At 34.2% G+C, this 26,047-nt stretch carries 22 protein-coding genes; 1 reads left to right on the top strand and 21 read right to left on the bottom strand.

Annotated elements, in window-relative coordinates; genetic code table 11:
* The 8 genes from tsaB to B0A66_RS01375 all read right to left on the bottom strand — a co-directional run bounded on the left by tsaB (nt 1) and on the right by B0A66_RS01375 (nt 8,102).
* On the bottom strand, nt 1-672 hold the full coding sequence (gene tsaB, locus B0A66_RS01340) for a tRNA (adenosine(37)-N6)-threonylcarbamoyltransferase complex dimerization subunit type 1 TsaB (RefSeq protein ID WP_089048042.1): 672 nt from the start codon (nt 670-672) through the stop codon (nt 1-3).
* A gap of 26 nt (nt 673-698) precedes the next feature.
* Nucleotides 699-965 (bottom strand): hypothetical protein, encoded by a 267-nt coding sequence (locus B0A66_RS01345; protein ID WP_089048043.1) that lies wholly within the window; start codon nt 963-965, stop codon nt 699-701.
* A 15-nt stretch (nt 966-980) separates the two neighbouring features.
* On the bottom strand, nt 981-2,270 hold the full coding sequence (locus B0A66_RS01350) for an efflux RND transporter periplasmic adaptor subunit (protein WP_089048044.1): 1,290 nt from the start codon (nt 2,268-2,270) through the stop codon (nt 981-983).
* Between the two features lie 6 nt (nt 2,271-2,276).
* Nucleotides 2,277-3,662, bottom strand: a complete 1,386-nt coding sequence (locus B0A66_RS01355) for a TolC family protein (RefSeq protein ID WP_089048045.1) — start codon at nt 3,660-3,662, stop codon at nt 2,277-2,279.
* A 78-nt stretch (nt 3,663-3,740) separates the two neighbouring features.
* Complete coding sequence (locus B0A66_RS01360; protein WP_089048046.1) at nt 3,741-4,856, bottom strand: efflux RND transporter periplasmic adaptor subunit; 1,116 nt, start codon at nt 4,854-4,856, stop codon at nt 3,741-3,743.
* Nucleotides 4,857-4,895: 39 nt separating this feature from the next.
* A complete protein-coding gene (locus B0A66_RS01365) occupies nt 4,896-6,161 on the bottom strand; it encodes an ABC transporter permease (RefSeq protein WP_089048047.1) in 1,266 nt (421 codons plus the stop codon).
* A gap of 2 nt (nt 6,162-6,163) precedes the next feature.
* The gene (locus B0A66_RS01370) at nt 6,164-7,408 is read right to left on the bottom strand and encodes an ABC transporter permease (protein ID WP_089048048.1); all 1,245 of its coding nucleotides are present in this window, start codon (nt 7,406-7,408) and stop codon (nt 6,164-6,166) included.
* Nucleotides 7,401-8,102, bottom strand: coding sequence for an ABC transporter ATP-binding protein (locus tag B0A66_RS01375; RefSeq protein WP_089048049.1), 702 nt, complete (start codon nt 8,100-8,102; stop codon nt 7,401-7,403). Before B0A66_RS01375 ends, B0A66_RS01370 begins: the two co-directional genes overlap by 8 nt.
* Before the next feature lie 175 nt (nt 8,103-8,277).
* On the opposite strand from B0A66_RS01375, the gene B0A66_RS01380 reads away from it, so the two are divergent.
* Nucleotides 8,278-9,684: a DUF4403 family protein gene (locus B0A66_RS01380; protein ID WP_089048050.1), complete on the top strand. Its 1,407-nt coding sequence runs from the start codon at nt 8,278-8,280 to the stop codon at nt 9,682-9,684.
* 36 nt (nt 9,685-9,720) lie between these two features.
* Here B0A66_RS01380 and B0A66_RS01385 read toward each other — a convergent pair whose 3' ends face one another.
* The 13 genes from B0A66_RS01385 to sov all read right to left on the bottom strand — a co-directional run bounded on the left by B0A66_RS01385 (nt 9,721) and on the right by sov (nt 26,034).
* Entirely contained in the window at nt 9,721-9,978 is a 258-nt protein-coding gene (locus tag B0A66_RS01385; protein WP_089048051.1) for a hypothetical protein, read from the bottom strand.
* Nucleotides 9,968-10,510, bottom strand: coding sequence for a DUF420 domain-containing protein (locus B0A66_RS01390; protein WP_089048052.1), 543 nt, complete (start codon nt 10,508-10,510; stop codon nt 9,968-9,970). The genes B0A66_RS01385 and B0A66_RS01390 overlap by 11 nt, the downstream gene beginning before the upstream one ends.
* A 1-nt stretch (nt 10,511) precedes the next feature.
* The gene (locus B0A66_RS01395) at nt 10,512-11,201 is read right to left on the bottom strand and encodes an SCO family protein (protein WP_089048053.1); all 690 of its coding nucleotides are present in this window, start codon (nt 11,199-11,201) and stop codon (nt 10,512-10,514) included.
* A gap of 12 nt (nt 11,202-11,213) precedes the next feature.
* On the bottom strand, nt 11,214-11,870 hold the full coding sequence (locus B0A66_RS01400; RefSeq protein WP_089048054.1) for a hypothetical protein: 657 nt from the start codon (nt 11,868-11,870) through the stop codon (nt 11,214-11,216).
* Nucleotides 11,871-11,948: 78 nt separating this feature from the next.
* The gene (locus B0A66_RS01405) at nt 11,949-12,299 is read right to left on the bottom strand and encodes a cytochrome C oxidase subunit IV family protein (protein WP_089048055.1); all 351 of its coding nucleotides are present in this window, start codon (nt 12,297-12,299) and stop codon (nt 11,949-11,951) included.
* 18 nt (nt 12,300-12,317) lie between these two features.
* Nucleotides 12,318-13,301: a cytochrome c oxidase subunit 3 gene (locus B0A66_RS01410; protein WP_089048056.1), complete on the bottom strand. Its 984-nt coding sequence runs from the start codon at nt 13,299-13,301 to the stop codon at nt 12,318-12,320.
* A gap of 42 nt (nt 13,302-13,343) precedes the next feature.
* Entirely contained in the window at nt 13,344-13,931 is a 588-nt protein-coding gene (locus tag B0A66_RS01415) for a cytochrome c oxidase subunit 3 (RefSeq protein WP_089048057.1), read from the bottom strand.
* A 4-nt stretch (nt 13,932-13,935) separates the two neighbouring features.
* Complete coding sequence (cyoE, locus tag B0A66_RS01420; RefSeq protein WP_089048058.1) at nt 13,936-14,838, bottom strand: heme o synthase; 903 nt, start codon at nt 14,836-14,838, stop codon at nt 13,936-13,938.
* 157 nt (nt 14,839-14,995) lie between these two features.
* A complete protein-coding gene (locus B0A66_RS01425; protein ID WP_244283373.1) occupies nt 14,996-17,128 on the bottom strand; it encodes a gliding motility protein RemB in 2,133 nt (710 codons plus the stop codon).
* Nucleotides 17,129-17,872, bottom strand: coding sequence for a deoxyribose-phosphate aldolase (gene deoC, locus B0A66_RS01430; protein WP_089048059.1), 744 nt, complete (start codon nt 17,870-17,872; stop codon nt 17,129-17,131).
* 119 nt (nt 17,873-17,991) lie between these two features.
* Complete coding sequence (locus B0A66_RS01435) at nt 17,992-18,375, bottom strand: VanZ family protein (RefSeq protein ID WP_089048060.1); 384 nt, start codon at nt 18,373-18,375, stop codon at nt 17,992-17,994.
* Nucleotides 18,368-18,748 carry a glycine cleavage system protein GcvH gene (gene gcvH, locus B0A66_RS01440; protein WP_056188370.1) on the bottom strand — a complete coding sequence of 127 codons (381 nt, stop codon included), beginning with the start codon at nt 18,746-18,748 and terminating at the stop codon, nt 18,368-18,370. The genes B0A66_RS01435 and gcvH overlap by 8 nt, the downstream gene beginning before the upstream one ends.
* Before the next feature lie 86 nt (nt 18,749-18,834).
* On the bottom strand, nt 18,835-26,034 hold the full coding sequence (sov, locus tag B0A66_RS01445; protein ID WP_089048061.1) for a T9SS outer membrane translocon Sov/SprA: 7,200 nt from the start codon (nt 26,032-26,034) through the stop codon (nt 18,835-18,837).
* Between the last annotated feature and the right edge of the window lie 13 nt (nt 26,035-26,047).

Raw genomic sequence — 26,047 nt, forward strand, 5'->3', positions numbered from 1 at the left:
TTATTTTTTTGATGAAGTTGTCATCATAAAATCTTTTAAATAATAAGGCTCAAAGTAAGCGACATCTACGGTGTCGCTTTTTTGGTATTTATCGAAACTTATTTTACTCATTTCTCTTGCCGATGGGTATTTGATTTCTTCTAAAAATACAAAGTTATCCTTCGTTAAAACTGTTTTGCCTTTTTCTGCACAATCTCCCACGAAGTAAACAGTTTCGGAAATATCTTTAAAAGAATCTTCGCTAATAATTTCTGCTTCAATACCTCTTTCTACCTGTAATTGAGCATCAAATATCTCACTATATACTTCCATTCTTCTGGCATCGAGCATTGGGATGATTTTACCATCAGCAACCTTTGCCTGCGAAGCTAAAGTCTGTAAAGTATCAATTGCGATTAGCGGAATATCCAAAGCAAAACATAATCCTTTTGCTGCAGAAACTCCAATTCTCAAACCGGTATAAGATCCGGGTCCTTGTCCTACTGCGATTGCGGTAAGCTCCGTAAAAGATACTCCTGCCTCTGCCATTATTTCTTCAATAAAAACATGTAATTTTTCGGCATGCGAATATCCTTCTTCCGCAATTTCCCTGCATAAAACTGTTTCACCGTTTTTTGCAATTGCAACTGAACAATTTTTAGTAGAAGTTTCGATATTGAGAATTAGAGACAAGATATTTAATTTAATAGTTTAAAAATTTATTTAAGAAAAAGATTGGCAATTGCCATAATCAGCAACATAAAAACAAAGAGTAAAATATAGGCTACGAAAAAGTTAACAATAAGAAAACCAATATAGAACACCACTTTTTTTTCTGATGAAAAATATACAAATTCATCTTTGTAATAATTGCTTTTATAAACCCGATAATGAATAAATATAAAAAATAAAACCGCAACAATAAAGCCACCGCCTAAACCATACAACATTTCTTTAGGTAAACCGCCGTGTAAAGCAATGATCATAAATTGTAATTGGTATTATTTTTTAGCTTCAGCCTTTTTAAGTTTTACTTTATCTCCGGAATTTAAGTCTTTTGCAACGGTTGTGTAAGGTCCTGTAATTACTACATCACCCGATTTTAAACCTGACATTACTTCAATGTTCGTATCGTCCTGAATTCCGGTTGTAATAACTCTGATTTGTGCTTTTTCACCCACTTTCACAAAAACGCATTCGAATTTCTTATCGCTTTTTGCTGCTGCTTTTTTATCTTCATTCGGATCTTCTACTTTAAATTCTTTTACTGCAGCAGTATCCGATTTTACGACAACGGAACTAATTGGTACCGCCAATATATCCGATTTTGTTTTAGTAATAATATCAACTGTAGCAGTCATTCCTGGTCTAAACGGAGAAAACGAAGCTGGTTTTCCTTCTGTTAAATCCTGATACGATTCTTTTAAGATTCTAACTTTTACCTTAAAGTTGGTTACCTGATCAGTAGTCAAAGTACTGCTAGCTGAATTTGAAATGCTCGTAACCGTTCCTTTGAATTTCTTTTTTAAATAAGCGTCAACTTCAACATTTGCCTCATCGCCAATTTTTATTTTTACAATGTCATTTTCGTTTACATCTACTTCAACCTCCATGTTGTTTAAGTTGGCTACTCGCAAAAGCTCCGTTCCTGCCATTTGCTGCGTTCCCAAAACACGTTCTCCTAATTCTACATTCAAAACTGAAATAGTTCCGTCTGCGGGAGCGTAAATAGTAGTTCTTCTTAAGTTTTCTTTAGCTTCGTTTACAGAGGCAGAAGCACTCTGAACAGAGAAATAAGCATTTTGTTTAGTAGCTTTGGCTACTTCGAAAGATGCGATTGCTTTGTCCCAGTCTGATCGTGAAATAACGCCTTTATCGTATAGTGTTTTGTTACGCTCGTAGTTTGATTTTGCTTCTTTAAAAGAGGCTTCTGACTGACTTAAGCCTGCCTTGCTTCCTGACAAATTCGATTCAGAACGGTTGTAGCTTGAGGTATATAAGTCGGGATTTATCTTTACCAGTAAATCTCCTTTTTTAACCGTTTGCCCCTCTTTTACATTTAACAAAATAATCTCACCAGAAACTTCCGGAGCGATTTTAACTTCGATTTCCGGTTGTATTTTTCCTGTAGCAGATACTGTTTCAACAATTGTTGATGATACCACTTTTGAAACTTCAACTTCTTTTCCTTCGTCCTTATTTCCTATTACTCCTGATTTTGAAAGACCAATCAAAGCGGCAATAATAACTACTGCACCACCTACTAAGAAATAAACTGTTTTTTTTGACATAATAAATTATTTTGCGATAATTGGAACAATTGGAATTCCAAAGTAAAATTCAAGTATTTTTATTTTGAACATGTAATCGTATTTCATTCTAATGAGGTCTGATTGTGCGTTGGTCAGCAATGTTTGCGCCTGCGTAAAATCAAATGAGTTCATTAAACCTACATCGTATTTTTCTTTTGCGTAATTGTAAGCTTGTTGTCTCGCTTCCAAAGTTACATTAGATGATTCGTAAGCATTTAAAGCTCCTTTTGCATTTGTAAAAGCCGTGAAAACATTACGCTGCAAATCTAAACTTTTTTGCTCTAAATCTATTTTGGATTTTTCTAAATTTACTTTACTTTTCTCTACATTATTTCTAACTGAGAATCCATTAAAAATAGGAACATTCAACTGAAAACCAAAATTATGACCTTTGTTATCACTAAACTGGGTTAAAAGCGGATCCGGACCTCTAAATACCGGATTTCCATTAGCATCAACTCCCGATAATATATCACTATAACTTGCTCTTGTACTAAAAGAATAGAAACCCTGAAGTGTTGGCTGATAAGCTCCTCTTGCAATAGAAACGTTTTTCTCTGCAATTTCCAGATTAGTCTGAGCCAGTTTTAATTCTGTTCTGATTTCTTTTGCTTTCGTATAAATATCATTAGGATTTTGTGCCATGATATTATTTTCGTCTTTTACCTCAATATTATCTGCAATATCAAAATCAGCAAATTCTTTTAATTGTAAAAGCTGTGCCAGACTCAATTTAGAGATAAGTAAACTATTTTCGGCAAGAATAATATTTTGCTGATCTGTTGCTGCTGTTGCTTTTAAATCATACAAATCACCACGCGGAATTGTACCTGCATTGACCATTTCTTCTGAACGGGCTAATCTTTTTTCATCAATTGCCAATTGCTCTTTTCTTACTTTTAAATTTTCTTTATTCGAAAGAATTTCTAAAAATGCATTTGCTACATTTAGTGAAATATCTTCCTGCATTTGCAGTAATTGATATTGTGAAGCAACTATAGTAAGTTTGGCTCTACGGTAATTATTTTGATTTTGTAAACCTTTGTAAAGATCCACACCAGCATTTACGCCCAAAGAAGAATATTGTGTCGTTTGCGTTGTAGCAATATTGGTTACAGGGTTAACGTTCAAACCAATGTTCCAGGAGTGCGAAGCATTACCGTTTACCGTTGGCAGGTAACTCCCAAATGCACCTTTTTTATCAATAACAGCGCTTTTAAGATCTAATTCTGATTGCTTTATTGTAATGTTATTGTCTAATGCATATCGTACGCATTCCTCCAGTGTCCATTGTTTTGTTTGTGCGTGTCCGGTTAAGCCGAAGCCTAATAATACAGCAAAAACAAGTCGATTACATTTATTTATTTTCATATATTTTGAATGAAAGCATAGTAAAGATACTACGCAAATTTAACATTTTTTAGACCTAAAAAACTTTCTTGTTTTAAATTATTTTTTCTCTTTTTCATCAATTAAGCCCTGATTCCAGATTTTAATTTTATCTGAGGCTTTAATTCCACTTTTAATTTGAACATAAATTCCGTCGCTTACACCCAAAACCAAATCTTTCCTTTGAAATTTCTGAAGACCAGTTTCAATTTCTACATAAGGTTTTTGTGTTTTTTTATCAAACTGTACTAACGATTCTTTGATAGCCAGAACTTTATCTGCTTTCTCTAAAATAATAGAAGCGTTTGCACTTAAACCGGCTCTAATGAAAGTAGCATCTTTGTTTTCTAAAGAAGCTTTAATTTCAAACTGAATTGCACCGTTTTCAACAACACCTTTTGGAGCGATATACGTTAAAACAGCTAAAAACTTTTTATTTTCAATAGCTCCAACTGTAATTTCGATTGGCATATTTTCTTTGATTTTCCCCACTTCAGATTCATCAATTTTACCAACAAAAATCATTTTACCAACATCGGCAACACTTGCAATAGTTGTTCCTTCATTAAAATTATTACTTTCAATAACCTGATTTCCCACTTTTACAGGAACGTCTAGCACCATTCCGGTTACAGTAGAACGAATTAAGGTATTAGCATAACTTCCAAATGAAGATGTAGTTCCGGTTTTTACTATATCTAAACTTTGTCTTGTAGCCAGATAATTTTGCTTTGCCTGTTGGTACGCCAATTGCGCTGCATCAAAATCATTTGCAGAGATTACATCTTTCTCAAATAATACTTTTTGTCTCTGAAAGATTTTTTCCTGATTGTCTAAAGCAATTTTAGCTGTTTGCACCTGATTTTGTGTACTGCTTACATTCGAAACGTTTGCGACAACTTTAATTTTCGCAATCATATCTCCGGCTTTTATGTTTTCTCCCGCCTTAATGTAAACCTGCTCTATAATTCCCGAAATGTTTGGCTTGATTAGAACCTCTTCATCCGGCTTAACATTACCCGTTGCGATAGTGTTTTTTACGATTGTTTTAATTTCTGCTTTTTCTGTCTTATAAACGATTGGCGATTCTTGATTTTTAGCGTACAAATAATACAGCGCACCAAAGAAAACGATAGCAATAAAAATTAAAATGGTTACGGTTACTCCTTTTTTCATTTTGTTTTTGGTTTAATTCAATTATTTTGATTGATATTTTTATTCTGATCGTAAAGCATCTACAGGCTTTACATTGATTGCGGTCTGAGCCGGAATAAATCCTGCCAGTAAACCTGATCCTACTAATATTAATAAGGCAACAAAGACAACTCCTAAATCTACAGTCGGATTTGCAAACATGGTATTGCTATCCGCTGGCATACGATCCAGAACTGCGTTTAAAATGGCAATAAGCGAGGTCGCAAAAGCAATACCCAGCATCCCGGAAATAATGGTTAAAAAGATCGATTCAGACAAAATCTGACTGCGAATCGCTCCCGGAGTAGCTCCTAAAGCTCTTCTGATTCCGATTTCTTTGGTTCTCTCTTTTACTACAATCAACATGATATTTGAAATCCCAATAACACCGGAAATCAATACCAAAGTCCCAACGAAATAGGCTATAAGTTGTAAAATATTAAAAAGACTCTGAATCTTATTAAACTGCTCATACAAATCAAAATTCCCTACTGCTCTTTCGTCTGCCGGATTAATAGAATGCAGCAACTTTATATATTCTAAAATTTTAGGTTTTAAGGCTGTAATTGATTTATCATCCTGGGCAGTAATCGCCATCCATCCTACTTTATCTCCATAATTAAAGGCTTGTTGAAAAGTGGTAAAAGGCATGAAGATATTTTTTTGCTCCTGCTCTGCGTTTCCGCCTTGTTGCTTTGAAGTATACACTCCAACAACCATAAAATTAATTCCATTTACTTTTATGTACGTTCCAACAGCTTCTTCTTCCTTGCCATAAAGTTCACTAATAACTCCTTTTCCAATTACAACTACTTTTCGTCTCTCCAGAATATCCTGCTGATTCACAAAACGCCCTTTGATTATATTCATTGGTTGCTGCTTAATGAATTCCGGATAATCGCCGTAGATACTAAACGAAGATGTTTTTGTTCCTCGTACAACATTATTTGTCCCGTTAAAATCTCCCAGCTGATTACGCGGTGAAACATACAATAAATCCGGAAATGCTTGTTTTAAAGCTGCTACATCACTATTTCTAAAATCAAATTTGCGAATTTTTGGTAAACCTTTATACGCTTTAGAAGTAGTTTGCGTCCACATAAACATGGTGTTTGTAGCGAAACCATCAAAGCCTTTTTTCACTCCGTTTTCTAAACCTTTACTGGCTGCAAGCAAAATTACAAGAATGAATATTCCCCAAAATACACCAAATGCAGTTAAAACCGTCCTGAAAACGTTGGCTGTTAACGCCTGTAAAATTTCGTCCCAATTATCTTTACTAAACATAATTATTCGTCTCTAAGTGCTACAATAGGTTTAATTTTGGCTGCTCTGTATGCTGGAAAAAATCCTGCCAATGCACCTGCAAACACCAATATAATCAGCGTTGTCAAAGCGACACTAAAATCGACTTCGGGATTTCTAAAAAATTCACTCTGAACCATTGGGCCCACAAATTCCAGTAACAACAAACTTCCGAGCAAGCCCACAAAACCTGCTACAGTGGTAATAAATATAGACTCATGAAGAATCATTGAAATTATAGAAAAAGGCGAAGCTCCTAATGCTTTACGAATACCGATTTCTTTGGTTCTTTCTTTTACAATGATGAGCATAATATTACTTACACCAACAACTCCGGCGATAATCGTAAAAATACCTACCCACCAAAAAAACAATCGGATGAATAGATTTAAATCGTAAACTTGCTTGGCATCTTCCACTGAATTATACAGTCCAATACCTCCATCGTCATTGGGAGCTACAATATTTTTACTCTTCAATAATTCTTTTAAATCCTGCGTGAATTTTCTGGATTGCGCCAAAGCTTCATCGTAATCATCGGTTTTATTTAAAGTAAAAAACAGATTACTGATCTTATCTCCGCCTCCAAACGTCTTTTGAACAGTCGTTCTTGGCAAATACGCTCTGGCTTCTTCTCTTTCTCCTCCCGGATCAGTAAAAACACCAATTACCTTAAAACTAATATTACTGATTTGAATTTCTTGTCCAATCGCATCTTTATCCTTAAAAAGATCCGTTTTTATTTTCATCCCAATCGTAGCCACTTTTTCGTTATTTTCTAAATCTTTATAATTCACAAAACGACCGCTTACGACTGCTACATTTTCTATGATCGAATAATCCGGATCAACACCTCTGTATTGATAACTTCCTGATTCTTTACCATAAGAAAATTGAGCTCCCCAAAAATTATATGTAGATGCTTTACTGGCTAGTTTATCATCAAATTTTTGAACTGCCTGCGTGTAGTCACTATTACGAAACTGAATTTGTCTTCCAGGATTAAGACCTTTATATTCTTTTGTAGTCGTTCCGGACCAAACTTCGATAATACCGGCAGCATCTCTTTCGAATTGTTTTTCAATTCCATTTTGAAGTCCTTTACCGGCACCCAGCAAAATCACCAAAATAAAAATCCCTGAAGCCACAGAAACTCCAGTAAGAAAAGTTCTTAATTTGTTTTTTGCAATTGCTTCAAAAATTTCCTGCCAACGTTCGATATTAAACATAAGATGAAGCTCTAACTTGTTCTACCATTTTATCATCGATAATTAATCCGTCTTTCAGGACTACGTTTCTTTTGCACATTGCAGCAATATCCGGTTCGTGGGTAACAATGAGAATGGTTTTTCCTTCGTCATTAATCCCCTGAATAAGTTCCATTACCTCATAAGAAGTTTTAGTATCCAAAGCTCCTGTTGGCTCATCTGCCAGTAAAACTTTTGGATTAGATGCTAAAGCTCTTGCAATTGCCACACGTTGTTTCTGACCTCCTGAAAGTTCATTTGGTAAGTGGTGTGAGTGTGTCCCCAAACCTACTTTTTCCAAATATTTCATAGCGATCTCGTAACGTTCTTTTCGTTTTATACCCTGATAATACAATGGCATAGCGACGTTATCAAGTGCTGTTTTATAATTTATCAGATTGAAAGATTGAAATACAAATCCTAAAAACTTATTTCTGTATTTAGACGCTAATGTCTCATTCAGTTTTTTAATAGGTGTTTTATCTAAAATATAGCTCCCGGAATCTGCTTCATCCAAAATTCCTAAAATATTAAGAAGTGTAGATTTTCCTGATCCTGATGATCCCATAATAGCGACAAGTTCTCCTTCTTCAATATTAAAATTTATTCCTTTTAACACGTGCAATGTTGAACTTCCCATCTTGTAGGATTTATGCAAATCTTTGATTTCGATCATGATATTGTTTACTTTTTACGACAATACTAATTCTTTCTTTACGCTATTATGGCAATAAAATGCCAATATAATTGCCTAACTATTCCAATAAGACTCAATTTAATATGAATTGTTACACTTTTTTAAGATAATATATTTGTTTTGTTAATTTTGCAGCACTTTTAAACCCCTAAACATGAAATTTTTTTCAACACTTTCTTTGGTTATCGTGCTTACCGCGCTTTTTAGCTGTTCAACCTCTAAAAAATTAGAAACGTTAAAGCCGGAACCGGACGATGCGAGTCCGTTAGTTTATGATGCCACACCATCTTTTATAAACTTACCAATTACCGTAAAACTTCGTGATATTGAAAACCAGACCAATACACTGTTAAACGGATTAATTTTTGAAGACAATAATATTGAAGACGATGATATCGAAATCAAAATATGGAAACAAGCTCCTATCAAAATTCAAAATGATCCTGCTCATCCGAATAAAAAATTAAAAACCATTTTACCTCTAAAGGCAACTATCAAATATAGAATTGGAACAAAAAAACTTGGAGTAGAATTGTATGATACCAGAGAATTTAATCTGAATGGGGTTATTACACTTTCAAGTGAAGTTACTTTATCGAATTGGAAAATGAGCACTAAAACCGAATTCAAATCACTTGACTGGAACGAAAGTCCGACTATGAATGTTTTTGGAAAGAACATGCCTATTACGTACTTAGTAAATCCGGCGATTTCTATCTTTAAGTCTGACATCGAAAAAAGTATTGATACTGCTATCGAAGAATCTATGGATTTCAAACCAAATGTTTTAGCGGCTTTAGAAAAAGTATGTACTCCTTTGAAAATGAACGATACGTATGAAACATGGCTAAGAATTGTTCCTGTTGAAGTTTACTCAACTAATGCAAAACTTAAAAACGATCAGTTTTTATTAGACATGGGAATGAAGTGTAACATGGAAACTATTATTGGTAAAAAACCGGAATCGAAGTACAGCGCGAGCAAAATCGCTTTGAAGCCTGTTGCGAAGATTCCAAATCAAATCTCTGCAAATATTGCTGCGATTTCAACCTATGCTGATGCATCAAAAATTATGACTACCAATTTTGCGGGTCAGGAATTTGGCTCCGGAAATAAAAAAATTACGGTAAAAAATGTTGCGATCTGGCATAAAAACGACAAAATGGTCATTGCTCTTGATGTATTAGGTTCTATCAACGGAACTTTATACTTAACCGGATTCCCACTATACAATCCGCAAACTAAAGAAATTTATTTTGACAAGCTGGATTATGTATTAGATACCAAAAGCAAATTGATGAGAACTGCAAATTGGCTGGCACAAGGTTATATTCTTAAAAAAATGGAAGAAAGCTGTCGTTATTCTATACAAGCAAATTTAGAAGAAGGTAAAAAAAGTATGGCAGGTTACCTTAAAAATTATTCACCAATGTCAGGCGTGTTTATCAATGGAAAAATGGAAGATATTCAGTTTGATAAAATTCAATTGACCAATCAGGCTATTATCGCCTTTATAAAAATAAACGGAACGGTTAATGTTTCTATTGACGGTTTGAAATAACAATTGAGTACAATGCAAAAAAAAGCAGAATAATAGTTATTCTGCTTTTTTCTTTTTCGATTGGTACATTCTATAAATCAAGACTCCAATTACTGCAACGAGTAAATAGGGAATAACCATTAAATAAACAATTCCATCATTTACAGCTTCTGCTTTTTTAGTATTAGAATCTCCTGCAAGGGCTGCACGACACATCGCGCATTGTGCATTTGAAGAAATTCCAATTAAAAAAATACAAATCCCAAAAAATATTTTTTGGAATTTGCTATTTGTTATTTTATTCTTAGTAAACATAGTACGGAGATATCATTAAATATACTATAACACCTGTTACAGCAACATATAACCAAAGCGGGAATGTAATTTTCGCTATTTTTCTATGTCTGTCAAAACGCTCTGCTAATGCTCTTACATAGGTAATTAGCACTAAAGGAATAATTGCAATAGACAATAAAATGTGTGTAATCAAAATAATGAAGTACACATAACGTATCGCTCCTTCTCCACCAAACTTCGTAGAATCAGAAGTCATGTGATAGGCTACATACATCACCAAAAAGGCAACTGAAAGCGCAATAGCAAAAGTCATTAAACGTTCATGAAGTTTTTGATTTCCTTTTTTAATCGCCAATACTGCCCAAACCAAAACAATTGCTGTAATACCATTTGTGGTAGCATAAATTGGAGGCAAAAATGAAAGTGGCTCTACATCAATACCAAAATCTTTAAGCTTAATTCCGAATAAGATTGCTACTACAACCGGAATTATAATTGAAACTGCAATAATGTATTTGCTATATTTTTTTTCTAATGAATGATCTTCCATTTTATTCTTCTAATAATATTTTAATGTCTTCCTGAATATCTCTAACTCCTTTTTTCTCTAATCCATCATAATACAAAATTGGATTCCCAAATTCATCTTTTCTACAACGAATATTGCCTTCTTTGTCTATCAAAGCAAACAAACCAGAATGCTCAAAACCACCGTTTACTTTGGCGTTTTCTCCTGCGTACAAATTAAATCCTTTGTTAGACAAGTTCATAATTGTAGCTTTATCACCAGTCAGAAAATTCCAGTTAGAAGATTTCACTCCTAATAACTTCATGTGGTCTTTTAAAACCTGCGGTGTATCGTGAGATGGATCAATTGTTATGGAAACAATTCCGAAGTTAGGGTTTCCAAAGAAAGTCTTCTCGATCTCCAACATACTCAAATTCATTTTTGGGCAAATAGAAGGACAAGTTGTGAAGAAAAACTCCAGAATGTATACTTTCCCTTTATAACTTTCATTAGAGATTGTCGCATTATCCTGATTTGTTAATTCAAACTTTGGTGCCGGTCCAATAGTTAAGAGCTTAGCATCTTCTTTTGAATTTTTAGAACCTACGTTATCCAGACGATTTCCTTTAACAATATCTCCATTTTTTACCCTATCCACAATTTTAGGAATAGCATAAATCCCGAATATTAAAATGATAAAAGAAATTCCTATATAAGATTTATTTTTGAACATTATAATTGCAATTTAAAGTTGTTTTGTAGCGTTGTGGTTCTTCTTAAGAGCAGCACGATATTCATAAAGTATAATTTTGAAATCATCAAGCATATCATTGCTTAACTCAGAAGGATGAAAAGTATCATATCCTTCTTTATACTCTTCTTTTTTATCTTTATTTTCGCCTTTACGACCTCTTAAATTTCTTTCTTTGTCTACAATGTACACATATGAACTTCCAAGATTAGCATCTAACTTGCCTTTTAAATGCAATTGATCATAAAACGTTTTTATTTCTTCAGGAGAAGCGAATATAAAATTCCATCCGCTAACGTCTGTAAAAGGAGAAAGGGCATCTACTACTTTTTGAGCTTCCTGTTCTGTTCCAAGCGGACAGATAATTACAAACTGAAGATCTTCGAACCCGTGGTAACGTTTGTATATTTTTTCATTTAGATTAAAGTAGTTCCCTCTGTTATCTAAAATCTTAGAACCTGCAAAACCTAAAACTGTTATTTTATTATCCAGAGTAAGCTTTTCGCCTTTTAATGATTTCCAATCACCAAAATCAGCGATTTTAGGTGTAATTGTTGGGAGTTTAGAAAAACTATTTACCCCTGAAGCAAAAAACAAATACGCTACGATTGGGAGAACAAAAAGTACAAATAGGACGATATTTTTTTTCATTATTTGGAAGGTAGTTATTGAGGTACAAAAATAAAAAAAGCTCCGTTAAACGGAGCTTCTTTTTGAATTAATATCATGTTAAAAATTCCATTTAATAGTAGAATCTTTAAAAACCCCATAAATATAATGTCCTTCTACTAAAAGAATAAACAATAAATATATAACTAGGAAAACAACTGATGAAACAACAGACCATCTAAGGGCGCTTTTTTCACCTTCCATGTGCATAAATGCCCATACTATATAATACGCTTTGAAAATTGTCAAGATATAGAATATCCAGTTTAACAAATTCAAACCAATAAAATGATTAAACTCCAGTGATGCTGGTTTGATAATACCAAGGATAACTTCTACTGTAGTTACTAATGATAATAATCCGAAAACAAACCAGATTCTTTTTGTATTTGATACGTGCTCGTGTGACATAATAATTAAAATCTAAAATTAAACTAAGTAGAAAACTGTAAATACAAATACCCAAACTAAATCGACAAAGTGCCAGTATAAACCAACTTTCTCTACCATTTCGTAGCTTCTTCTTTTCTCGTAAGTTCCTAATAATACATTAAAGAAAATAATGATATTAATGATAATACCTGATATTACATGGAAACCGTGGAATCCAGTGATAAAGAAAAAGAAATCAGCGAATAATTTATTCCCGTACTCGTTTCTAATTAAGTTCGCTCCTTCAACAACATATTTTGCATCAGCTAAACGAGTTTCTGATTCAGCTCTCGATAAAACTGTTTTTTTCTTAGTTTCTGTAAGCTTCTCTGTTCTGATTAATAAATCAGGATGTGCTTTAAAACCAGCTTGTACTTCAGCTACAGTGTATGTTGGCAATGACTCAGCATCTTGCATAAACCATTTTGCTTTAGCTCTGCTAAGTGCTTCTCTTTGTTCCGGTAATTTTACAGCAAACTCTTCAAGAGCAACTCTCTTACCATCTTTATCAACAAATTGTAATAAGCTTCCTCCTTTTGTTTCAACCGCACCATATTCTCCTTTGATGAAGTTTTTCCATTCCCAAGCCTGAGACCCAACGAAAATGATACCTCCAATAATAGTTAAGAACATGTAGATCGCAACTTTTGTTTTCTTTAACTGATGACCTGCATCAACAGCCAAAACCATTGTTACAGATGAAAAGATCAAAATAAAAGTCATTAAGGCTACATAATACATTGGAGCCGGAACACCATGCATAAACGGGAAGTGAGTAAACACTTCATCAGCCAAAGGCCATGTTTCAATAAATTTAAATCTTGAAAAGCCATAAGCCCCAAGGAATCCAGAGAATGTTAAAGCATCTGACACGATGAAAAACCACATCATCATTTTACCATAACTTGCTCCTAATGGCTGGATATCGCCGCCTCCCCAAGTTTTTTCTTCGTTATTTGCAGTTGTAACTGTCGTTTCCATAAAAGATATTCGTTAAAAAGTTCCCAAATTTACGTTTTTTTCTTATTTAAAGAAATATAAAAATAAAAATAAATATACCCATAATAAATCCAAAAAGTGCCAATACATCGCACCTAGTTCTATACCAAGAGTTTGAGTCGAATTGTATTTTTGTTTAAAATGATTATAAATTATAATTAAAAGTGAAATTAGCCCTCCAGCCAAGTGTAATAAGTGCGTAACCGTTACTACATAAAGAAAAGTTGTAGTAATAGAACTACCTTCTCCTGTAAAATAATAACCGCTGCTTACGATTTGTCCAAATCCAACAAATTGCAGCACTACAAACAATATACTTAGCGCTAATGTTGCAAAAAGCAATCCTGTAGTAGCACTTCTGTTGTCTTTTTGAATTGCTTTCTTAGCCAGATAAAAAGTAACACTACAAGCGATAATAACTGCTGTACTGTAATAAAAAGCCGAAGGCAATTCAAAATTCTTCAACCAATCTGCTCGTGACTTGCTCACCACAAAAGCACTTGTTAAGCCGGCAAACATCATGGTCATACTAACCATTGCAAACAACAAAATCAGTTTTGCTGATTTCGCTTTCTGTGCCTGCTCTTCACTTCTTGTCATTGTCATTTCCATAACACTATCTTAAAAATTTATCTACGATATATATAATTTGCAGCAATGAAATATACGAAACACTTACTAACATTAGTGTTCGTGCTGCCTTTGCCGTTCTCAGTTTATACAAACGTACGGCATAAAATAACATCCACAATCCTAATAAAAACACTAAAACTGCAGCAATCGGTGAAATGAATAATTGTCCTGTGTATCCTAAAACAGGTAACAATGAAGCAATTATTAACCAAATTGTGTATAAAATAGTCTGCAATGCAGTTCCTTTATCTTTTTTACCTGTAGGCAACATAAAGATACCCGCTTTTTCGTAGTCTTCATACAAAAACCAGCCAATTGACCAGAAATGCGGAAACTGCCAAAAAAACTGAATCAGGAATAACGTACCTGCTTCTATTCCAAAATCTCCTGTTGCGGCAACCCATCCTAACATAAATGGAATTGCTCCCGGAAAAGCACCCACAAAAACCGATAATGACGTTACCGTTTTTAATGGCGTATAAATACTTGTATATAAAAATATCGAAATGGCAGCAAACATTGCTGATTTGGCATTTATTGTATACAACAATGTAATTCCAATAATTGTTAGCAGACTTGCTACAAACAAAGCCACTTTTGGTGACATACGCCCCGAGGAAACAGGACGATTTTTAGTTCGATCCATCAACGAATCTATATCTTTCTCAATTACCTGATTAAAAGCATTTGATGCTCCTACCATGCAATAACCTCCTATTGCCAAAACTACTAAAACACTCCATTGAAACGGATTGTCACCATTTACACCCAGCAAATATCCAGCAATAGAAGAAAACAAAACACTAATAGCTAAACCTGCCTTAGTTATTTCTTTGAAATCCTGAAATATTGATTTTAGTGTAATTGTATTTTTGATAGCGTTCAATACAGTAATTGTTTGTATGTTTTTTTTGAGTGGTGCAAATGTACAAATTAGATTGTAGAATCCTGACCTATAAATTTAGATTTTTTTCAATAAAACCTTTACAAAATAAGGACTTGTACATTTTTAACACTATTATTTCGAAAAATCTTATTAAATCCTAGTAATCAAAATACATATTAAAGATATCAGAACGTAAACCAACCGTAAACCATGTTGTACTTTGTTTAAAAGTAGCCGCTGTTTCTTGTGTCGGGTCAAAATTTCTATAAATAAAACTTCCAAATAATTTTAAATTGGTCATTGGATTAATCACATAACCGGTTTGAAGATCCGCTATAAAAACGCTTGTTTTATTTCCCTGACCCGGCTTTACTCCTTTATCAAACGGACGTTTATCATCATAACTTATGTAAATATTTCCTCCATAATTAAAACTATCTTCTGCGGTATTAAAATCTAAACCTCTTGTACCAACTGTTACTTTTGCATCGGCATAATAACGTCCTTTATGGTAGCGGGCAATAGTTACAAGTTCTTTGAAGTTTCCACCCCATTGATGCCCAACGCTCTGATTGTTATGACCGTAATTCGTAATTACAGCGCTATGAGAATACACGTAAGGACGAACATGGTTATATTCTACCTGAAACAATAAATCTTTTACAGAAAAAGCATTGTAGTACTTCGCTCCTATCTGGTATCCAAATTTATTTTTCCAGCTTTGTTCTCCTGCTTTCATATCTGAAACCGAAAATTCATCGAGTAAAAACTGTCCGTATAAATTAAAATTGTTATTCCATTTGTATTTAGACGTTATTCCCAAAAGGGCATTTCCTGTTTTGGAAGACGATGTAAATTCTACGGTACGATAAAAAATAATTGGGTTAACAAAATTAACATCGAAGCCTCTGTTATTGGTATCTGTCCAAACAACAGATTCAAAAAAACCAAAGTTTAATTTATTTGAAACATTCCAGCTTAAATAATGATTCGCCATGAATTTTGTTGCATACGTACGTTCGGCTGTTACATCGTTACGTACATCTTTAAGCCACATATAAGTATTGGTGTATTTAACTTTCCAGAACTTCGTATTAATTTTGAAATACGGATATGGACTAGGTCCGTCACTTTCTAATAATGAACGATATCCATCACCAATAAAATTTCTTCCGTACCCTAATTGTAAATCAAAAAACTTGTTTGGTGTAAAGGTAATATTTGCTTCTGCCAAAGGAAAATCGTAAGCATCCGTTTTAAAACGTTTTGCGATTCCAATTCCTGGAACAATTGCCGGATTACCTCCTGATGGTTTTATAGATTCTGCGTAGTCATTGTAGTAACCCGCGAAACGTCCCTGGCTTTCAAAAACGGTTGTTGTAAAATTGATTTGTTCTCCCAAACCTCCACGAAAGTTCAAAGCACGCGTATTTACATACGTATAAGATGCATCACTGTCTGAAGCTTTACCAACTTGTAAATCAAGAATAGGATTTAAAGACAGCCAATAATCTTCTCCCTGAATCTGCACCATATTCTGATTCCAGAATTTTCGCCCTAACCAGGTTGAAACATTTTTCTGAAGTGATTCATTTACTGCTTTTAGATTGTAATATTTAGAAACTTCTGCATACGTATAAGGCTTAGAAGCGGTATGATTGTTACTTCCTACCTGATTCATTGCACCATCAAACTGCGCATAATAGCTATGAGAAAAAGGTACATTTAAATGACTGTTAAACTCCGGATTGTTGTATTTTTTATAGACAATACTATCCAGTTCTGTCATTGGTTTTTGTTCCGGCTTTAAAATTTCTGCTGCTGCCGCTGCTTCTGCGGCCATTTGATCTGCGCTTTTTAAAGGAATAGCGATAGAAATAGTATATTTTGAATACGTAGGTTTTCCGCTGTACGTTGATGGTTTTATTTTCGGAAACAAACCAAACACACGTGTCGCTTCTGTAGAAAGCTGTTCGTTTTCTGTATTTACATAAATCACTTTAAACTCTCCTTTTTCATCAACCTCAAAAAGCACTTTTACTTCTCCTTTGTAATTGGATTGCTTTAAATTCTCTGGTACTTCAAAGTTATTGTATACAAAATCCTGTACTTCTTTATAAAAACAATCTTCTAATTTTTTAGATTGCAGGTTTTCACAATTTGGAAAAACAGGAAATTGCTCTGATGTAAAACCAGATTTTATGTTTGTTTCTTGTGAAAAAGCAAACAATGATGATAAAGCGAATGCAAAAGTTAGAAAAAACTTATTCAGGTAAATTTGGGCTTTCATTTAATATTGATTTGTGGTATTTTCTCCGTTTGCAATGGCTTTTGCTGCCGAAGTTCCTATTCTTTTTACTCCTAATTCGATCATTTCTACAGCATCATCAAAGGAACGGATTCCCCCAGCTGCTTTTACAGACAAAGGCGATGCGTTTTCTAACATCATGATAATGGCAGGAACGGTAGCTCCGTTTGGTAAATCATTTTCGGTTTTAAAAAATCCTGTTGATGATTTTACAAAAACAGAAGCGTACTCTTCTTCTTTAAAATTGGATATAACAACATTTTTTATCAAAGCCGAGAGCTGAATAATTTCTTTTTCACTCAAAGCCGCAACTTCAATAATCCACTTTACGGTTTTATTGCTAGCGAGACCAATTTGAGTACCAATAAGAATTTCTTCTTTTACTAATGCTATATCTCCATTTTTGAAAGCTTCATAATTACAAACAAAATCCAGATCATCTGCTCCGTTTTCGATTGCCTCATTGGCTTCTTTAATTTTTGTTTCGATATTTGATTTTCCTTCAGGAAAGTCTATAACTGTTCCGATAAGCAATGGTGAATTTGCTTTTAGAATCATTTGTTTTGCCAAAGCAACCTGATCAGGACGAATCATAATCAGTTTAAAACCTTCCTCTATTGCTTCTGCAATTTCTTTTTTGACCACACTGTTATTCTCTTCTTCCGAAAGTCCGGCTTGAGCAGCAGTTTTCAAATAAGTTGAATCTAAATATTGTTTTACATTCATGGCTATGGCGTTAGGTGGAATTTCGACAAAAATACGTTTAATATTCAGAAAAAAAACACTCTTTGTTAAGGTTGCCTTTTTTGGGCATAAAAAAACCCACCGAAGTGGGAATTTATTTTTTAAATTTTATCGATTTGTTTTTTAAAAGCTATGGCTGAAAAAACACCCATTGTAGCTCCAATTGTATTGGCTAAAATATCTGCTACATCTGATGCCCGGGTTACCGTAAAAACACTTTGAAGTATTTCGATTGTAATTCCAAAAAAAACAGAAAATATAAAGGAGATTAGATAAGCTTTATAATCATCTGCACCTTTACCTTTTAGTTCTTTCTTGAAAAATAAAATCCAGGAAACTGTAAATCCAAAGTGAAAACAAAAGTGTACAATTTTATCAATACTCGGAAAATTAACTGCCGGAATATTACTGGAATCTGTTAAACAAAAATAAGTAATAATCCCCGAACAAATAATTGCCCAAAGAAGTAAGAATTGTTTAGGCACCTATTAATTGTTTATACGCTTCGTCAGAAAGTAAAGAATCTATTTCTGATGCATCAGCAATTTTTATTTTAATCATCCATCCTGCTCCGTAAGGATCAGAGTTCACTGTTTCCGGTGCGCTCTCCAAACTGTCATTAAAGGCAATAATTTCTCCTGTTAAAGGTAAAAACAAATCCGACACTGTTTTTACAGCTTCAACTGTTCCAAAAACCTCATCTTTATCAAGTGTCTGATCTAAAGTCTCTACTTCAACATACACGATATCTCCTAACTCTTTTTGTGCAAAATGAGTAATTCCTACAGTTGCAACATCTCCTTCGATGCTAACCCATTCGTGATCTTTTGTGTACTTTAAATTTGCTGGTATGCTCATAATAGTATGTTTGAAAAATTGATTATTTAATATTTAAGCAACAAATGTAACAATCTTCTAATTAAATCTTGTTTAGAATTTCATAATTAATTTCCAAAATTATATCGAAGTGTAAATCCTGAACGTATGTTCGTTAACGGGAATGACGTCGAAATAACTGCTTTTGAAAACGAATGATCATAATAAAATATTGCCGTTAAGTTTTTACTGAACGAATAATCTGCTGTAAGTTTTACTGACCAGATATTTTGTCCCGCTGCTAATTGATTGTTATCATAATCTAAGTAACGTACCAATGTTTCGTTATTTCTTAGTGAGAAATCAGCTTTAATATTGATGTCACTTTTTATAATTCCTGTTGGATTGTCTGCCAGCGTCGAAGAAAATATAACGTCTTTAAAACGATATCCTACACCTACTATATATTCTAATCCTTTTACTTCTGTCAATAAATTATTATCAAAACTCATCGATAATGCTCTGTCTTTTTTAACCTCTGTCAATAATCTGAAAGAACTCTTCAATTCAAAATCCATACGAATAAGTGGGCTAAACTGCTCAACCAAATTGACATTGGACATAATTGTTTTATTAAAGAAGTTGGTATTGATATCTACTCCGTTTGGATCTTTACTATAATCAAAATTAGATCTAAACTGATTTATCGTATACGATGCTCTGTAATTATGCTGTAACGAAAAACGTTTAAATTTATCTTTAAAAAACTTGTAACGCATCAATCCATTATATTTTACGCTCCAGTTTGGAATAGGGAAATTTTTAAAAATCCCTGTCGAAGTACTTGATGCATCAGCACCTGAATAGGCGGCTAAAAAGGCTGGCAATAAAACTGCCTGATTGCTTTTTCCATACCCCATAGGATAGCCCTGATTTGAAACATACAACGCATAATTAGGATCTGTTTCCGCAGGAATAGGATTATTTGCGTCTCCATATCTCGGAACTACAGCACCATATCTTCCTTCTGCCAAACGGTTGGCTATAATTAAACGATTATTTCTAAAAGCATCAAATGCTTCTGATTCTGTTTCATTACTGGTAGAAAATGCGGTTTTAATTAATACTGTTGAAATAGAAAACATACCGTACGTATAAGGTGATTGCGGCATATACATTCCGTCTTCTCTAACGCTGTATTGTTCCGATGAATTTTCAGAAAAAGATCTGTCCATTGTTAAATCGACCTTTAAGTCCGGCAGTAAATCAATATTTGCTGTTACTTTTAAAAGTTTGGTTGATACTTGTTCAAAATTTTGATTAAAGTCTGCATAATTGGTTAACCATCCTCTTTTTGCAGCTTCATAACGAACGTCTTCCTGGCTTCCGAACACAAATCCTAATGAAGGTCTTGAACTGCCTAAAAATCCAACACTTGGTGTATAACCCGGTAAAACAGTTCCGCTAGTTGTAGTATAATTAACCTGAACATTTTTTACACTGGTCAAAATACCAATTAGTCCGTCATAAAAAGGATTTTTATTCACTACCGGTTTAGCTGTATTAACGATTTTTTCTCCCGGTTTTGGCGGAGCTGTTGTTTTAGGTTTTGCCGGTTTTTTACCTCCCGGAACTAAGCCTAAATATTTATACAACATCGTCATGTTAAAGGTAGATGCCAAAGTATTTGAATTGGCATTTTGAATTACGTTTCCTAAATTGTATTCTGTCCCATTTTCATCAACAAACTCAGATAAAGCTGTAGATGATCTTTGCCAGTTGTAATCTGCGGTATAAGAATAAGTAGCTTTTACAAAACTAAAAACAGGAATTTTATTTATCGGAAGATCATAATTCACGATTAATTGCTGAGTATGATTATTTGGTGTTCCGATGTCCCAGTAATCATCCCAGATAGTAAAATCTTCTTTTGGCGAATTGTCATCATTCAAAAAGTTTCTCACAATATTATTTGATGATGCTGTATAGTTTAGCTTCAATGATTTTGTCAAATTATATCCAAAACCATATTGGTAATTAAATGCAAAATTTCTTCTGTAAAGCGGGTCCAATCCAATTCCTTCAACATCGACTTGTCTGTATTGCTGACGGTTGCTTTGTCTTAAAATATTGGTATTAAAGGTAATATTCGAAGGCAAATAATTAAAATTGAAATCACTTAACATTTTCCAATATTCACTTTTCTTCATGAATTTGGTCTTTTTAAAAGGAACTACTTCTTTGTTCTGAAAAGTATAAGCATAATTCACAGCAGTATTAGACTGCTCGTCAACATAGCTTTCAATTTCATAATCGTGACGTTCTACTTGATTGTAAGATTGAGAAAATGTTAAATTTTCTACATCATAAATGTGTGGTTTTTTCTCTTGCGGTCTGTCTTTTCTAACACCAATAAAATTGATACTTCTTCGTTTTGTATAATCAATAGCACGGTTTCTAATGTTATCTTTTTCTGCCTGATTTGTTGTTTCATTTAACAACTGATCCAACTTGATATCCTGATTGAAAGGATCATATTCCGGTGTAATTGTTTCTTCACCAACAGCGTAATTAAACGGCAGATTTACGCCCCATTTTGGTGGCAATAATTTCCCAAGATTTAAATTGGTTACGATATTATATTGCTGAACATCTTCACGATCTCTTTCATTAGCTCCTTGTTCTAAAGATCCAAAACCAATGGTACTTTTACGTCCTGTTGCGGAAACAGTAGCAAAATCTGCCATGTTGGTATCTATGTTTAATATAGCGGCCATTCCGCCTTTGTTCTCCATATCCGACATACGAAGCTCGTTAAACCAAACCTCACCTTTTATGTCTTTATGATCTGCAGCACTTTTTACTCCGACCATTAAATTTCGAACTAAACCAAAATTAGGATTTCCTTTTATACCTAATCTTAATTTGCTATCGCCGTCACCTCCGTTTAAGCTCAAATCATCATCCGGGTAATAGATCCCGTTGATATCTCGCTTATCCGAATTGATGTCAATACTCATTGCCTTTATTTTCATCTTGGTCAATAAATCAAGTGCAAGATCAATATTATTCTGATCCATCCAGACCTGATCCGGAGTAATCGAACAAGAGCCTCCTGTTCTGGTAACCTTTAGCGGAATTTCGACCTGATAGAAGTTTTGTGTAAAGTCATTTCCAAAACGAATAAAACCAACCATTTCATCATCAAGTAAGGTGTTTTCGTTTGGCAAAGACTCAGCATGCAAGAACATCTTAAGTTTTTTGTACTGACGCATATCGACGCTTACATTCTTAAAAACGCCTCGCGAATCTCCTGCTTGTAATCCTCCACCTGAAACCTGCAATGCTAATGATTGTTCGTTTTGATTGATAATGGTATTATTGTTATACAATTGCTCTCTTTGTACACCTGGCGGAATCACATAATTTACAGGGCATTTTGTACCGTTTTCCTGAACGTTAACTGCTATAACATTAAAATCTGTATTGTCATCGTCTGGGTTTACATCATTAGCATCTAATGTACTGGTATATCTTCTCCATTCTCCTCTTACAAGATCCAATGCTCCAAAACGTACTGTCATCTGATCGTTAAAACCCGTCATGAACATACGCATGAATCGAATCGATCTAAAATCTGTAATATTACCAATCGTATTTTGAGGTTGTGAAACTGGTATTTTAAACTGAATCCATCTGGCAGTTGTTGAACTACCGTTTGGCAATTCGACATTGGTTACTTCACGAATATCTGTAATATAATTTTGTCCAACCTGCATTCCCGGTCTAATATCAATGCTATACTCATAATAAGCATTTATGGTATTCATTGTATTATCACGATTGATATCCTCAACATCCGGCAATGTTGTAGATCCACGATTTGGATCATCTATACTAACCGGTGAGTTACCTTCTAATCCATTGTAATGTTTGTATCGATCCTGTACACCTCCATTTGCATTTAAATAATATTGATAATTATCCGCAGCAGGATCGGGTTCTGACGCATAATTAGTATAAACTGCACCTTCTTTTGCATCCGGCAAACCATCTAAACCAACATCTTGATTTTTACGGTTATCGGCATTGGTATCAAAGGCATAAATCAAAGATTGCGAAGCTGGAACGTCTCCCCAAAGTGGTTGTGGATTTACTAAAACCTGATCCGGACCTAATCCATTTTCGTATTGTTTTCTTCCGTCTTTTAATATGTCTTCAGAAACTTCACCTAAATTAAAGTATATTTTACCTGCATTGCTTACTTGTGCCTGTCCATTTCCTACGTAAGGATCGAGTACCCAAAACTGAATATATTCAACATTTCCCTGTTCAAAGTTTGTCGAATTTAAGGCACGCATTATCCCTCCAAAATTCCCTGTTTTAACTTCTGTATTAAAACTTGGATTGTTATTGTACGGACCTCTTTCTGACGGAAAGTAGGTTAAGTCTAATGTGTTTATAACCTGTACCTGACCTTGTGCGATATCTGTATTTGGATACAGCTCTTTACTGTAAACTCTTCGTGTTGTATTTAAAGACAAATCATCATTTGAAATACCGGAAGGTTTTGACGCATAAAATACCGGATCTATGGTATACCAAGCCAGTTTCGCTCTTTTATAACCATACTCCATAGTATTGGAACTGGCATTAAAAGTATTATCGGTTAAAGAATTTACAAATGGTGTTGATGCCAGACTCCATGCAAATGCAGATCGCATATCGATAGTAGATTGCGAACCTTCAAAATCATCCACATAAATAGTTGCTTCCCCTTCGAACTCACTTGCTTTTGGTGCATCAGGTTTTAGGAATGCTACTTCTCCACGAATAGATAGATTCGAAGGAACATCGGTATCTAAATTTGGTAATTTGTTGACCAATCTGGTAAAGAAAGGAACTTCTGTTGAGAAATTTCCATTAAAACCAAAAATCGTATTATTTACAGATTCCTGACCGTAACTTGATTTTTGAGTAAATGGTCTTTCGGTCATTTTTAAATACGTTCCGCCTACTACAAAATTCTCCGAAATTTTATGTTCGATATTGAATCCCATAAATCTTCTGGTTTGTTGCCCGAAAATGGAATTGTTTTCTAACGATACTTCAATTGGAGTATTTGATGCTTGCAGGGAAGGATCTAAAATCTGAACTCTTCCTAATTGATAATCTACGCTGTAATCTACTCCTTCTACTAAAACTCTTCCGGCAGCTGTTACAACAACAGAACCTTGCGGTACATTGAATGCCCCAATTGGGATTCCGCCCCCACCTGAAGACTTATATTTTCCGCGAAGTAAAAATTTATTTTTATCACTATCCTGTAAAGCTCCGGATTGTGTATTTCGATACATGTTTCTAAACACGTATTGTTTTTGATTGGCATTATAAGTATCCGGATTATTATAATCTTCCAGAGAACCTTGATTTTGTAACTTTCTAAACAAAAGTTCTCCAAAAGGTTCTTTGCTCGTAAAAATAATTCTTCCGTTTTGGGCATCTACGGTTATCCCGGGAATGTAATCAAAGAAACCATCTCCCCCACCTTGCGGATCGTTATTATAATTTAATCGATCCATATTAAAAACATTTAACAATACCGTTTCATCAACTTTGTTATCTGCACTTGCGTTGGCAGGAAAAGTTGTTCCGGGAACTGGTTTGATGTAATTTATAGGAGAAGGATCTGTATAAAGAATGTTTAATCTAAAATCATCTTGTTTTAATTGATACGCCTGAGGAATCTGATACACGTTTTTCATCATCAAGTTCCAAACCGGATTCTGAACGTTTGTCAAACTGCTTTTCAGCATTTTTAAAATCAAACTCTGCGTGATAATGGTTTGATTGGAACTGTTATCTCCTGTAACAACTGTACCATCAACACCATCACTACCAAATTCTCCTACCTGATACACCTGATCACCTATAGTATACTCATACGCAACGGCTAATATTTCGTCATTAGCCAGACGTTGTTGCAAAGAGATATATCCTAACTGTGGGTTATAACTAAATTCAGCAGAAGTTAATTTTCTGGCGTTTTCTAAAACAGAGTAATCTGTTCCTTCGCTTGTATTGGCATTATTAAAACCGGATCGTGCTGTAACAATTTCTCTAATATTCTGATTTAAAAAATAACCGGGTTTACCAATAAATTTAGGATCATATTTATTGTTGTCGTTGGCACTCGGCCTATTTATAGTCCCCGTATTAAAAAATCCTGTAGTTGGCGTTACAACAACAATTTCATTATCATTGATCCCTGTTTTTTGCGCTTCACCTAAATCCTGAAGCGCTATAATATTTCTTAAATTGTTTCCTCCGCCTGTTGTTGTTACTCTGTTTTGTTTGTTGGTTACCCAAACTTCAATTCGTGTAATCTGAACACGGCTGCTTATTAAAGGATAATTTTTTAAAGAGGCATCGTAATTATTACGGAAGTATTGCGAAAGAAAGAAGTGTCTGTCGTTATCGTAATCTAAAGCATAGAGGTCAAAATTCTGAACTGTTCCGCCACCTTCTGCGACTACACTCTTTGTTTGTGATTTTTGTTCTGAGAAAACTCCGGTAACAGTTGTCTTTCCGAACTGCAATTGGGTTTTTACCCCAAATAAACTCTGTGCACCACGAATCAATGTACTGTTCAGAGGCATGCTTACGTTACCAACTTCTACTTTTTGAACGATGTCATCTTCTGAAGGTGTATATGCCAGTTTGAATAAATTCTGAAAGGCAAAAGTCGATTGGGTGTCATAATTGGCATTAACCTCTAATCGGGTTCCCACTTTCCCCATTAAACTCATACTAATACGCTGATCAAAATCAAAAGTTAGATTTGATCTGTTTCGTTTAGAAAAAGAAGGATTGTCTTGTTTGGTATAACGAACACCTAAGTCCATTTCTACTGAACCTGTGGGCTTTACATCAATAGTATTACTACCAAAGATGCTTTCGAAAAGACTTGAATTAATGTAATATCGCGGTAATAAATCTTTTTTAGATTCTTCATTCTTACCATCAATTGCCTTTGATTTTTGTCTGAAATAATCTCTTCTGGATTCTTTCAAAACCAAAGCTTCGTATTCCTGAGGGGTTAAAATTATAGGGTAATTGATCGAGAATCCATCAACGGAATTAGTGTAAACGTAACGATCAGTAATAGGATCGTATTTGTATGCCGAAAGAATACTCGGCGGATCTTCGATCTCTAATTTACCTACTGAATACTGCGTTTTTGTTGTATCTTGAACTGTTGGATTTACTTGCGCACGCAAAAAGTTACCGCAAAATAAAAAAAGTAAAAAAATACAAATTTTACGCATATAATTTTCCGTT

The sequence above is a fragment of the Flavobacterium hercynium genome, from assembly GCF_002217285.1.
GTDB lineage: Bacteria > Bacteroidota > Bacteroidia > Flavobacteriales > Flavobacteriaceae > Flavobacterium > Flavobacterium hercynium.